Genomic DNA, 12,504 nt, shown 5'->3' with positions numbered 1-12,504 from the left:
CACGGCGGCGCTGGCCGAGGCGCTGCGCGGGCTGCCGGACCAGGACGCCACCGCGGCGCTGGTGCGGGTCGGCGGGGACGTCACCTGGCGCGGCACCGCGGGGGTGCACGACCTGCCCAGTGGGCGCCCGGCGCTGGCCGACGCCAGGTTCCGGGCCGGGTCCACGACCAAGGTGGTGACGGCCGCGGTGGTGCTGCAACTCGCGGCCGAGGGGCGGATCGACCTGGACGGGACGGTGCAGCGGTACCTGCCGGGGCTGCTGTCCGACGCCTTCGAGCCCATCACCGTACGGCACCTGCTGACCTTCACCGCCGGGCTCAAGCCGGGCGCCGACCTCGGGCCGACGGACGGCGAGGGGTACGAGAACCGGTTCGAGACGCTCACCCCGGAGGCCGTCGTCGCGGCGTCCGTCGCCGCCGGCCCGTACCGCGGGGAGGGCGAGGGGCCGGGCAAGAAGCAGCGGTACGGCAACATCGGGTACACCGTGCTCGGGATGCTCATCGAGCGGGTCACCGGCGACTCGTACGAACACCAGGCGGCGGTGCGGGTCTTCCGGCCCGCGGGGATGCGGCACTCCTCGTTCCCCGGCGGGCCCGATCCGCGCGTCCACGGCCCGCACAACCGTGGCTACCAGCGGTTGCAGGACGGCCGGGTGGTGGACGCGACGGAGTGGAACGTGTCGGACCGCTGGGCGGCCGGCGACCTGATCTCCACCACCGGTGACCTGGAGCGGCTGTTGCAGGCCCTGTTCCGCGGCAAGATCGTGCCGCGCCCGCTGCTCCGGCAGGAGATGCTCACGCTGCCGGACGTCGAGGGCGCCCGCTACAGCGCCGGGCTCCAGCGGTTCGAGGGTGCGGACGGGACGGTGGTGTGGGCCAAGGCCGGCGCCCGGCCCGGTTACGCCACGGCGCTCGCGGCCACCGAGGACCTGTCGCGCACCCTCGTCTACTCGGTCAACGCCCTCAATGCGCACGGTGAGATGAGCCCGGTCGGGTTGCGGATCATCCAGGCGACCTTCCCGGAGCTCGGGTTGCCGGGCGGGGCGCGGAGCGAGCGGCCGGGGCGCTGACCGGCTTGCGCGGGCTGATCTCCGGGTGGCCGGCTGGCCTCTGAGTGACCGTCCGGGGAGATGGCGCGGGCGGGAGTTCGGGGCGGGCGGCGGCCCGCGGGGTGGGTGCTTGCCTGCGGCGGGTGCGTACCGGCTGGTGGGGGGTGGTCGGCCGGGCCGGAAGCGGGTGGGGATGGAGGAGGGGGACGCGGGGAAGGGGTGTGCGGGGGAACGGTGGGGTGAGGACAAGGGAAAAAGTTCGTTCCGAACAAACTCTTGACCGTGTCTCGACAAGCAGTATGGTCTAGACCAAGCAGGCGGCGCGGGGTTGCTTCATCGGCCGCCGACGACCCGTGCCCCCACGCCCGGTCGCTGTCTGATATGCCCGCGCCCCGCGCCGTCTGCGTCCAACTCCCCCTGCCTCCACGGCAGCCCCCCACCGAAGGAGTCGACATGCACGGTAAGAAGAGGCTGGCCATCACGCTCGGGGCGGTCGTCGCCCCGCTGTTGGCCGTCTGCCTGCCGGCCAACTCGGCCAGCGCCCACGGCTACATCAACTCGCCGCCGAGCCGTCAGGCCCAGTGCGCGCAGGGCACCGTCTCCTGCGGCGCCATCAAGTACGAGCCGCAGAGCGTCGAAGGCCCCAAGGGCCTGCGGAGTTGCAGTGGTGGCAACGCCGGCTTCGCCGAGCTGGACAACGACAGCAAGGGCTGGAAGTACACCCAGGTCAGCCGCACCACCAGCTTCAACTGGCGGCTGACGGCCCGGCACGCGACCAGCACGTGGGAGTACTACGTCGGCGGCAGCAAGATCGCCCAGTTCAACGACGGTGGCGCCCGCCCCGGGGCGACCGTGACCCACCAGGTCAACTTCGGTGGCCTGTCCGGCAAGCAGAAGGTGCTGGCGATCTGGAACATCGCGGACACGCCCAACGCCTTCTACGCCTGCGTGGACGTCGACATCCGCTGACCCGGGCCGGTTCGGTTCGGCCACGAGCACCGGAGCCGACGGCGTCCCCGGAGCGCCGGCGCCCGGCGGGTCAGCCGATCTTCGGTGGGGCGTCGGCCAGGGCGGTCACCTGGAGCCGGCCCCAGTCCACGACGCGGTCGAAGGAGAGCACCGCGGAGTGGGTCTCGGCGGGCGGGGTGACCTTCAGGCTGGTGGACCGTACGGCGTCCGTGCCGGACTGGGTCCAGGCCAGGTCCGCCCAGGCGGAGTCGCCCGCCTCGACCGTGACGTTGGTCTTGCCCGGGTCCTTGGCGTACCAGGTCGAGCCCCACTCGGTCTTGGTGGTCAGCGGCTTGTGCCGGGCGCCTTCGAGGCCGAGCCCGGGGTAGCCGCGCAGGATGCAGGTGCGGTCGGTGGTGTTCTTGAAGCGCAGGTAGGTGCCCGCGTGGCTCATGCCGTTGCGGACGCCGTCGGGCACGCCGCCCTTGTCGAACGTGACCTTGAGGCCGCTCAACTTGCAGGTCGGCGTGGTGGCCGCGCGCTCGGTGGCCCCCGCGCTGCCGGTGGCGAGTCCGGTCGCTAACAGCGTCGCGGCCAGGACGGCGACGCCGGCGGTGGTGCGGACGGCGGTGGTACGGACGGCGGTCCGCCGCCCGGTGCGGGTCGCGTCGGTGGTCTCGTGCGTGCCGTGGGTGGCGGTCGTGGAGTGCGCGGTGGTCGTGGTGCTGCGCATGATGGTTCGGCCCCTCCTCGTGCTGGCCCCGGCGTTCTGCGCGGGGCGACGGGTGCGCCGCGGTGGCGTCCGCCCGTACTAGAAGTGACCAGATGAGGTCAGTTACGGATGGGTCTCCTTTGAGCCAGGCCCCAAACCCGTGCGCACCGAGAAAATACGGGCCGGAGTGGCCGTTGACCGCCATGGCGGGGTGCCGTTCCGCAGTTCGGCCCGGGCGCTGTGGGGGTGATCGCCCTGGTGGTGGCGTACGCGGGGCGCTTTGGGCATGGCCGGTTAGCGACTTGGGCTGCGCCCCGCGGGTCGGTGCGGGCGGGCGGCTTGGGGTGCGCGGGGGTGAGTAGCGCGCGGCGTGGGGCGCGATGGGCTCCGGCGTGCGCCTCCACTTGGCGGGCCTCGTGGGCGGGTTGGCGCTGGTGCGGGGGTGTGGCCCGGGGCGTCGGGATGGTTCCGCCGCCGGCGGGCCGTTGTGGGGTGCGGTGTGGGTGACATCGAGGGGTGTGGGTGGGGTGCGCCGCGGGTGGGTTACGGGGTGGGTTGCACTGAGGGTTACGGCGTGGGGGGTGCCGCGGGTGGTTGCGGTGCGGCTTGCACCGCGGGTGGTTGCGGCGTGGGTGGCGGTGTGGGGTGCGCCGCGGGGGACGGTGCGGGTCGCCGGGTGGGTTACAGCGGTGGGCCGTAGTCCCGGCAGGTGGGTGTGAAGTTCGGGTCGTCGGGGCCGAGTGCGTTGACGACGTGTTGGACGGCGGGGCCGTCCACGAACATCCCCACGTGGCCGACGGGATCGGCCGGGCACTGGTCCTGGATCGTCACGTTGCGAACCGCGTCGCCGCGGAGGAAGGCGTTCGCGTACGGGGTGACGACCGCGTCCTTGGTGGTCTGGAGCACCACGTAGCGCACGCCGGGCACGGTGTCGCCGTCGGCGTACAAGTCGTGCTGGAAGCGGGAGTTGACTTCCTGCTGGCGGAGCGCGGGCAGGCCGACGAAGTCGAACAGGTCGTTGACGAAGCCGAGTACGCCGAGTGCCTCGCCGAGGTGGGTGAGGCCGGAGAGCGTGGTGCCGTGGTTGCTCGGCGAGAGGGCGACCAGGGTGTGCACCTTGGCCGCGCCGTGCAGCCGCTTGAGGTAGTAGTGCGGCATCATGCCGCCCTGCGAGTGGCCGACCAGGTTGACCTTCCGTGCGCCCGTCGCGGCCAGCACCCGGTCCACGAAGGCGCTCAACTGCCCGGCCGACGCGCGGATGTCGCCGAGTCCGCCGATGCGGCCGAGCGAGAGGTGGTTCATGCCGTAGTTGAGGGCGAAGACGCAGTGGCCGGCGTTGGCCAGGGTGGGGGCCAGCCGCGTCCAGTTGGCGCCCAGGTTGACGCCGGTGGCGTGCACCAGGACGACCGGGTACGGGTGCTCCGCGCTCGGCTTGCACCGCCAGTCGTTGGCCCCCGCCACGGCCCCCGGGCTGAGTAGGAAGTTCCGCACGGCTTCGGGGAGCCCGCCGACCGGGTACGCGGCGGATGCGCGCGCGGTGGGGTGGCCCGGGCGGGGCGGGTGGCCGTTGCGGGTGGCCGGGTTGGACTCGTTGGCCGCGTTGGTCTCGTTGGGTTGGTTGGCTCGGTTGGCTCGGTTGGCTGGGTTGGTCTCGTTGGGTTGGTCGGCTCGGGTGGGTTGGTTGGTCTCGCTGGGTTGGCCGGGCTTGCTGGCCTCGCTGGTCGGTGGGGGTGTGGCGTGGGCCGGGGTGGTGGTGATCGCTGCCGTGGCGGCCAGGCAGAGCGCCGTACCGACCGCGACGGCCGAGCGCCGCACCGCGTTAAGTGCGCTGCGCCGGCGGGGCTTGTCCATGGGGGCTCCTGGGTGGGGTCCGGGGCCGGGGTGGTGGCAGGGCCGGCTGGGGGTTACCCGTGCGTGTTACTGGCGTGTGTTACTAGACGGTAAGAGTGGGTCGGGTACATGACAAGCCTCGTGCGCGGGGCGAATCACGGCCGGGCCGCGCCGTGTCTGCGCCGGTCGGGCGCCGGGAAGCGGGAGAGTCGGGGGCGGCGGCGATCCACCACCCCACCACCTGCCACGCCACCCCGCGCCGTCCACCTGGGCGCGGCCCACCACCCACCACGAGGGGAACGCCATGCGCGACGACGCCCGCCCGGCGGGGGCGACGGGGCCGGCGGAAGCGGGGGACCCCGCGGAAGGCGCGGGGCCCGCAGGGGCGCCACCCGGGGCGGCGGGGGACGCCGGGGCGACGGCGGCGGCCGGGGCGACGAGCGGTGTAGGACCGGCGGGGGACGCCGGCGCGGGGAGGGACGCAAGACCGGCGACGGACGCAGGCCCGGCGGGGGACGGCAGGACGGCGCGGGATGCCGGCGCGGCTGGTGCCGATGGGTCGGCGGAAGCAGCGCGGACGGCGAAGGCTGCCGGAGCCGCGTCCGCCGCGCCGGGGACGGGCCTGAACTGCCTGGTCACCGGGGCCAGCGGGTACATCGGTGGGCGGCTGGTGCCGGAGCTGTTGGCGGCCGGGCACCGGGTGCGGTGCGTGGGGCGTTCGCCGGAGAAGTTGCGGGCCCATCCGTGGGCGGACCGGGTGGAGATCGTCGAAGGGGACGTACGGGACCCGGTGGCGATGGCCGACGCGCTGCGCGGCATGGACGTGGCGTACTACCTGGTGCACGCGCTCGGCACCGGGCGGGACTTCGAGGCGAGCGACCGCCGCGCGGCCCGTACCGTCGCCGAACAGGCAGCCGCCGCCGGCCTGCGCCGCCTGGTCTATCTGGGCGGGCTCACCCCCGCCGACGTACCGCCCGAACAGCTCTCGCCGCACCTGCGCTCGCGGGCCGAGGTGGGCGAGATCCTGCTCGCCTCCGGGGTGCCGACGGCCGTACTGCGCGCCGCCGTGATCATCGGCTCGGGCTCGGCCTCGTTCGAGATGCTGCGCTACCTCACCGAGCGGCTGCCGGTCATGATCACGCCGAGTTGGGTGCGGACCAGGATTCAGCCGATCGCCGTCCGCGACGTGCTGCGCTACCTGGTGGGGTGCGCGGCGCTGCCGGCCGACGTGAGTCGCACGTTCGACATCGGCGGGCCGGAGGTGCTGACGTACGCGGCGATGATGCACCGGTACGCGCGGGTCGCCGGCCTGCCGCGGCGGCTGATCCTGCCGGTGCCGCTGCTCACGCCGCGGCTGTCCAGCTACTGGGTGGGCCTGGTGACGCCGGTGCCGCACGCCATCGCGGCGCCGCTGGCCGCGTCGCTGCGGTACGAGGTGGTCTGCCGGGAGCACGACATCGCGCGGTACGTGCCGGACGGGCCACGGCAGCCGCTGCCCTTCGCGGACGCGCTGCGGCTCGCGCTGCGCAAGGTGCAGGACGCGCAGGTGGCCACCCGCTGGTCGTCGGCCGCGCTGCCCGGCGCGCCGAGCGACCCGCTGCCCACCGACCCGGACTGGGCCGGCGGCAGCCTCTACACCGACCGCCGCGAGCGCACCGTCGACGCGTCGCAGGCCGCGCTGTGGCGGGTGGTGGAGGGCATCGGCGGCGAGCACGGCTGGTACTCCTTCCCGCTGGCCTGGGCGGTGCGCGGCTGGCTCGACCGGCTGGTCGGCGGGGCCGGGCTGCGCCGCGGCCGGCGCGACGCCGAGCACCTGCGGGTGGGGGACGCGCTCGACTTCTGGCGGGTGGAGGCGATCGACCCCGGCCGGCTGCTGCGGCTGCGGGCCGAGATGCGGCTGCCCGGGCTCGCCTGGCTTGAGATGCGCGTCGACCGGGACCCGGCGACCGGTCGCACCCGCTACCGGCAGCGCGCCATCTACCACCCGCGCGGGCTGCTCGGCCACGCTTACTGGTGGTCCGTCGCGCCCTTCCACGCCGTCGTCTTCGGCGGCATGGCCCGCAACATCGCCGGCGCGGCGGCCCGCGAGGCGCCGCGGGGGTCGGCGGAGCCGGCGGGCCGGGCGCGTTGAGGGCGGGTGGCGGTGGTGGCTTCCGTACGGTGGACCCGGAGCCGTCCCGTACGGCTGGCGCGCGGGTGCGGGCCGCGCCCGGCTGGCCGCCGGTGGCCCGTGTCGCCGCGCCGTGCGCCCAACCGCCCCACCAGGAGTGAAGCCGATGCAGGTCTCCGTCGTGCTGTTCACCGCCGACCTACGGGTGCACGACCACCCGCCGCTGCGGGCCGCGCTGGCCGCTGCCGAGCAGGTGGTGCCGCTGTTCGTGCGTGACAGGGCGATCGCGGCGGCCGGTTTCGCCGCGCCCAACCGGGAGGCGTTTCTGCGGGACTGTCTGACCGACCTGGACGCCGAACTGCGGGCCCGCGGCGGTCGGCTGGTGGTCAGGTCGGGCGATGTGGTGGCGCAGACGTGTCGGGTCGCCGCGCAGGCGGGCGCGGGCGAGGTGCACGTCGCGGCCGGGGTCAGCGACTACGCGCAGCGCCGCGAGGAGCGGTTGCGGGCGGCGCTTGAGCGGGACGGGCGGCGGCTGCGGGTGCACGACGCGGTGCTCACCGCGGTGCCGCCCGGCGCGGTGACCCCGAGCGGCGGCCGGGACCACTTCGCCGTCTTCACCCCGTACTTCCGCGCCTGGTCCCGGCAGTCGCTGCGCGATCCGCTGCCGGCCCCGCGCGCGGTGCGGGTACCCGACGGGCTCGACTCCGCCCCGATTCCGGCCGCGGACCGGGTGCGGGGCAGGTCCCCGGGGCTCGCGGCCGGTGGCGAACGGGCCGGCCGGCGGCGGCTGACGAACTGGCGGCGCTCCGGCCTCGCGGCGTACGCCACCGGCCACGACGACCTGCCGGGCGACGCGACCTCGCGCCTCTCACCGCACCTGCACTTCGGCACCCTCTCGCCGATCGAACTCATCGCCAGGGCCCGCAGCGCGGGCGGGGCGGGCGCCGAGGACTTCGTACGGCAACTGTGCTGGCGCGACTTCCACCACCAGGTGCTGGCCGCCAGGCCGCGGTGCGCGCGGGAGGACTACCGCCCGCGCGATGACCACTGGCGCGACGCGGACACCGCGGGCGAGGAGATCGCGGCGTGGCGGGCCGGGCGCACCGGCTATCCGGTGGTGGACGCGGCGATGCGGCAACTCGCGTACGAGGGGTGGATGCACAACCGCGGCCGGCTGCTCGCCGCGAGCTTCCTGACCAAGACGCTGTACGTGGACTGGCGCATCGGCGCCCGGCACTTCCTCGACCTGCTGGTCGACGGGGACGTGGCCAACAACCAGCTCAACTGGCAGTGGGTGGCCGGGACCGGCACCGACACCCGGCCCGGGCGGGTGCTGAATCCGGTGCGGCAGGGGCGCAGGTTCGACCCGGACGGCCGGTACGTACGCCGCTGGCTGCCCGAACTCGCCGGTCTCACCGGCCCCGCCGTGCACGCGCCGTGGACGCGGCCCGCGGCCGAGCGCGCCCGCTACGACTACCCGGAGCCGATCGTGGACCTCGCGGCCGGCCGCGAGCGCTTCCAACGGGGGCGCGGCGGGGGTGGGAGCGGAGGGTGACGGGGTGGTCGGTGGGAGTGGTTGGCGTAACTGGCTGACGCGGCTGTGGGGTGGCTGACCTGCGCGGTTGGCGTGGCCGCTGGGGTGGCTGAGCTATGTGGCGGGTGGGGTGGCAGGGGTGGTCGGGCGGGCTGGCGGCGGTCGATTGTCAGTGGCTGGGGTTAGCGTTCTCGCGGTGGCTGCCGTGGTCGCCGGCTGCCCGGCTGCCTGACCTGTCCGACCTGCCTGACCTGCTGACCTTCTGACCCGCCCAACCTGCCCGTTCCGCCGAAGGAGCGCCCCGTGAGCGTACGTCGCGTCGTCCCCAACCTCTCGTCCGACGCCCTGCCCGAGAGCCGGGAGTTCTACGGCATGTTGGGGTTCGAGGAGGTCATGAACCACGGCTGGATCATGACGCTCGCCTCGCCCACCCAGCCGACGGCCCAGGTCAGCGTGGTGACCGCGGACCTGACCGGCCCGGTCAACCCCGATCTGAGCGTGGAGGTGGACGACGTGGACGCGGTCTACGCGGCGGTGCTGCGCAGCGGGGCGCAGATCGTCCACCCCCTCCAGGACGAGGAGTGGGGCGTCCGCCGCTTCTTCGTCCGCGACCCGAACGGGAAGGTGGTCAACGTGCTCGGCCACCGGTGAGCCGTAGGGGGTTGCGGGGGTTCGTGAGCGGTTGCCCGAACTATCCTGCTGAGGATGGGGAATCGGGGAATCAGCGGGGGAGCGCGGGCGATGGACAACGCGGTAGAGCTGGTCAGTGACGCCGACGGGCTGGGGATCATCGGGGGCCGGCGCGACGTCGAGCGCTTCCTTGCCTCCCGCGGCCTGCTGTCGCTGTCGGAAGACCTTGAGCTGTACCGGCTCGGGCCGCTGCTGCACACCGGGGCCGGGCTGGCGCAGGCGGGCGCTGAGGTCGCCGCCCATTCGAGCCGCTGGCTGAAGCTGACGGAGGAGTCGGCCCAACTCGTCAAGGAGCTCGGGCTGATGGAGACCAAGATGGAAGGCGTCAGCTACGCGATGCTCGGGACGCCGGGCAACGTCACCGGCTGGCTCAAGGTCGCGCAGGGGGCCGGCACGTTCCTGACCAACCCGGCGGTGCTGTCGGGCGTGGCGGGGCTGCTGACGCAGGCCGGGATGCGGCACGAGATGGGGGAGCTCAAGAAGTACCTCGCGACGATCGACAAGAAGGTCGACGAGGTGCTGCGCAACCAGAAGAACGCCGAGTTGCAGCGACTGATCGGGGCGTGGATCGACATCGAATCCGCCCTGGCCCTCCGCCGCGAGATACAGCGCGTCGACCCGACGAACTGGTCCACGGTGCAGGGCAGGACGCAGACGATCAGCGACGCCACGGCCGGGGCGCTGCTGCGGCTCAACGACCTGGCCAAGGAGGTGGAGGGGGCGCGCAAGATCGGTGAGACTGCCCGGGTGACCGCGCGGGCGGGCGACGAGGTGGCCGAAATGTTGGCCGTCCTGGCGCACTGCTTCGAACTTCAGGACGCGCTCGACGTCCTGCGGCTCGACCGGGTCCGCGAGGAGTCGCCGGCCGACCTGGACGCCTACCGCCTCGCACTGCGGACCGACCGGCAGCAGCGCCGCGAACGGGTCTCGCGGGAGCTCGGCCACCTGATGGCTCGCCTTGACGCGGTGGCGGACGCCGCCGACGCGCGCGTACTGCTGCACGCGTCATCGGCCCGGGCGGTGGTGGACACGGTCAACCGGATCGGCACGGCCGTCGAGAACTTCCGCGCCCCGCTGGGCATCGAGGGCGGGCGCGACGCGCTCACCACCACCCGCTGGCGGGACGCGGCCCGCAGCGCCGACCAGTTGAAGAACGCAGCGGTGGAGGTGGGCCGCCACCCCGCCGTCCGGGTGGGCGTCGCGGGTCTGGGCGTGGGGGTCGCGGCGGTGGTGAAGAACGCGAAGAAGCCGGGGTAGGCGGGTGGGGTGCGCGGTGCGGTCCTGTGCAGTGGTCGCGTCGTGTGGGCTCCGCCTCGTACGGCGGCCACGTCCCCGGACCCGGGCCCGTCCGGCAGGCGCGTCGGGTGGCCTCCGTCCCGTACGGCAGGCACGTCACGTTGTCTCCGTCCCCGTACGGAGGCCACTGCGCGGGGTCAGGGGCGGAGTTCGAGTGGCTGCCACTCCAACAGGTCGCGCCAGCCGGGGCGCTGGGACATCCAGCCGGTGACCGTGCGGTGCAGCACGTCGACCTGGTCGGTGAACGCCTGGAAGTGGCGGTCGGGGCCGCCGTCGCGGTATTCGACGACGAAGTTCCAGGGCGGTGCCTCGGAGTGCGCGACCTGGAGGTAGGTCTGGCCTTCCGGGTCCGCGGTACGGGTGATGACCAGGAACTCTTCCGCGAAACCGGCGAGTGCGGTGAGCAGTTCTCGGACCCGTTCGTCGGACGGGTCGTCGTGTTCGGCACCGGACTCGACGCGGGCGCGTAGTGCGGGATCGTTCATACTGCCCAAGTATGTGCGCCTCCGCGTGTTCGCGGCGTATGCGTCCGGCAGCCGGACCGCGGCGTGGGGCCGTCGCACGGATCGCACCGTACGGGCCCGCCCCACGTGCTTGCCGTGCGCCCCACCGGCCGGCCCCCCGTCCCGTCCGGCCGGGCGCCCGCCTACCCTCGCGCTCATGAGCGACCACGCACCCGCGTCCGAATCCGCGTCCGAGTCAGCGTCCGAGTCAGCGTCCGAGTCCGAGTCCGCGTCCGCGTCCGAGTCCGAACCGCAGCAGGACGGCCGCCCCGCGCACGGACAGGCCGGTGGGCCCGCCTACCTCTGGCGCGGCCCCTTCGCCAACCCCGAGGTCAACGCGCTGCACGCGCACGGGTTCGACCATCCGGTGCTGGACATCGACTGGCACGGCCAACTGCACCGGCACAGCCTCGGTTGGGTCTGCGCGCGGGAGCGGGGGGAACTCGTCGGCTTCGTCAACGTGGCGTGGGACGGCGGGGTGCACGCCTTCGTGTTGGACACGGTGGTGGGGGAGGGGTGGCAGCGGATGGGCATCGGGCGCGGGCTGATCGAGGCCGCGGTGGTCGGGGCCAGGGCCGCCGGGTGCGAGTGGCTGCACGTGGACTTCGACGCCGAACTGCGCGCGTTCTACTTCGACGCCTGCGGGTTCACGACCACCGATGCGGGCCTGATCGCGCTGTAGGGGGTAGGGGGTGGGGCGTCCCGTACCGGGCTCAGCTCCGGTCCGGCGGGGCCGCGTCCGGGCGGGGCCAGGCGATATCCGGGCCGGGGCGTACGGGGCGGAGCCGTACCCGGGCTTGGCGGAGCCGTACCCGGGCTTGGCGGAGCCGTGCGCAGGTGGGACGCCATGGTGGCGGGGCCGCACCCGGGCCGGGCCCGGCGCCCCACGGCGCCCGCCCGCCCCGGCCCCACCCCACCTCCCGCTCGATCTCCCGCTCGTCCTTGCGACCCCTACTCTCCCCCTACCCCTTCAACCCCCTACTCCCCGTCCGCACGGGGGACTTGGGGACGGTATTGCGGTTGTTCCGGGTTCTCGGGCCGCATAGCTTGCCGAGTGTGGATCTCTTCTCGCACTCATGGGCGGCGTTGCGCACGGCCGTCGCCGACCTCGCCGACCAGGACTTCGCACAGCCGTCCGGCTGCACGGGCTGGCTCGTACAGGACCTCGTCTGTCACCTCGTCATCGACGCACAGGACGTCCTGATCACGCTGGCCACGCCCGCCGACGCCGAACCGACCATCACCGCCCTGACCTACTGGACCGTGGGTGCCGAACCGCCGACCGGTGACGACCCGCTGGACGCGCTGACCGTCCGGCTCGCCGCCGCGTACGAGGAGCCGCACCTGCTGAAGTTCCACCTGGACGACGTGGGTTCGGCCGCGGGGCGCGCCGCCGTGCTCGCCGACCCGGACGCCCGGGTGAGCACCCGCGACGAGGTGCTGACCGTGCACGAGTACCTGACGATGTACGTCCTTGAGTGGACGCTGCACCACCTCGACCTGCGAGCCCACCTGCCGCACGTCGCCGAGCCGCCCGCGGACGGCCTGGCGCGGACCCGCCAGATGCTGGAGGAGATCGCCGGGGCCAAGCTGCCCGCCGCGTTCTCCGACACGGACGCCCTGCTGATCGCCACCGGCCGGCGCGCCCCCACCGAAGCGGAGCGGGCCGAACTGGGTGAGCTGGGCGAGAAGTTGCCGCTGTTCCTGGGCTGAGGACCCGCCGCCCGGGCGGCGGGCCCGGGGGCCCCCCCGCCCCCCCCCCGGGGGGGCCCCCCGCCCCCCCGCCCCCCCCCCCGCCCCCGCCCCCCCCCCGGGCCCCCCGCCGGCCCCCCC

The 12,504-nt window shown here is 74.1% G+C and carries 11 protein-coding genes; 8 read left to right on the top strand and 3 right to left on the bottom strand.

All coding sequences use genetic code 11. The annotated features are described in order from the left end of the window. A partial coding sequence (locus tag AAHZ94_RS16590) for a serine hydrolase domain-containing protein (protein WP_349993663.1) occupies nt 1–1,069 on the top strand: 1,069 nt, incomplete at its 5' end. Nucleotides 1,070–1,501: 432 nt separating this feature from the next. Beyond that, nucleotides 1,502–2,017 carry a lytic polysaccharide monooxygenase auxiliary activity family 9 protein gene (locus tag AAHZ94_RS16585; RefSeq protein WP_349993662.1) on the top strand — a complete coding sequence of 172 codons (516 nt, stop codon included), beginning with the start codon at nt 1,502–1,504 and terminating at the stop codon, nt 2,015–2,017. A gap of 70 nt (nt 2,018–2,087) precedes the next feature. Here the strand turns inward: AAHZ94_RS16585 and AAHZ94_RS16580 are convergent, their stop codons facing one another. After that, complete coding sequence (locus tag AAHZ94_RS16580; protein WP_349993661.1) at nt 2,088–2,729, bottom strand: DUF4232 domain-containing protein; 642 nt, start codon at nt 2,727–2,729, stop codon at nt 2,088–2,090. A gap of 660 nt (nt 2,730–3,389) precedes the next feature. Then, nucleotides 3,390–4,559 (bottom strand): esterase/lipase family protein, encoded by a 1,170-nt coding sequence (locus AAHZ94_RS16575; protein ID WP_349993660.1) that lies wholly within the window; start codon nt 4,557–4,559, stop codon nt 3,390–3,392. 601 nt (nt 4,560–5,160) lie between these two features. On the opposite strand from AAHZ94_RS16575, the gene AAHZ94_RS16570 reads away from it, so the two are divergent. The 4 genes from AAHZ94_RS16570 to AAHZ94_RS16555 all read left to right on the top strand — a co-directional run bounded on the left by AAHZ94_RS16570 (nt 5,161) and on the right by AAHZ94_RS16555 (nt 10,129). Then, entirely contained in the window at nt 5,161–6,669 is a 1,509-nt protein-coding gene (locus AAHZ94_RS16570) for an SDR family oxidoreductase (protein WP_349993665.1), read from the top strand. A gap of 145 nt (nt 6,670–6,814) precedes the next feature. After that, on the top strand, nt 6,815–8,203 hold the full coding sequence (locus AAHZ94_RS16565) for a cryptochrome/photolyase family protein (protein ID WP_349993658.1): 1,389 nt from the start codon (nt 6,815–6,817) through the stop codon (nt 8,201–8,203). Between the two features lie 282 nt (nt 8,204–8,485). Further along, entirely contained in the window at nt 8,486–8,833 is a 348-nt protein-coding gene (locus AAHZ94_RS16560; protein ID WP_349993657.1) for a VOC family protein, read from the top strand. Between the two features lie 90 nt (nt 8,834–8,923). Next, nucleotides 8,924–10,129, top strand: a complete 1,206-nt coding sequence (locus tag AAHZ94_RS16555; RefSeq protein WP_349993656.1) for a hypothetical protein — start codon at nt 8,924–8,926, stop codon at nt 10,127–10,129. Nucleotides 10,130–10,305: 176 nt separating this feature from the next. Here AAHZ94_RS16555 and AAHZ94_RS16550 read toward each other — a convergent pair whose 3' ends face one another. Next, nucleotides 10,306–10,653: a hypothetical protein gene (locus tag AAHZ94_RS16550; protein WP_349993655.1), complete on the bottom strand. Its 348-nt coding sequence runs from the start codon at nt 10,651–10,653 to the stop codon at nt 10,306–10,308. A 358-nt stretch (nt 10,654–11,011) separates the two neighbouring features. Here AAHZ94_RS16550 and AAHZ94_RS16545 point away from each other — a divergent pair, with 358 nt between their 5' ends. Both AAHZ94_RS16545 and AAHZ94_RS16540 read left to right on the top strand, forming a co-directional pair. Further along, nucleotides 11,012–11,353 (top strand): GNAT family N-acetyltransferase, encoded by a 342-nt coding sequence (locus AAHZ94_RS16545; protein ID WP_349993664.1) that lies wholly within the window; start codon nt 11,012–11,014, stop codon nt 11,351–11,353. 374 nt (nt 11,354–11,727) lie between these two features. Next, nucleotides 11,728–12,384: a maleylpyruvate isomerase N-terminal domain-containing protein gene (locus tag AAHZ94_RS16540; protein ID WP_349993654.1), complete on the top strand. Its 657-nt coding sequence runs from the start codon at nt 11,728–11,730 to the stop codon at nt 12,382–12,384. The last annotated feature ends 120 nt before the right edge of the window (nt 12,385–12,504 follow it).

The organism is Streptomyces sp. HSW2009, from assembly GCF_040240285.1.
GTDB lineage: Bacteria > Actinomycetota > Actinomycetes > Streptomycetales > Streptomycetaceae > Streptomyces.
The sequence above is the reverse complement of the archived record's forward strand: the minus strand, read 5'-3'. Positions and strand labels throughout refer to the sequence as shown.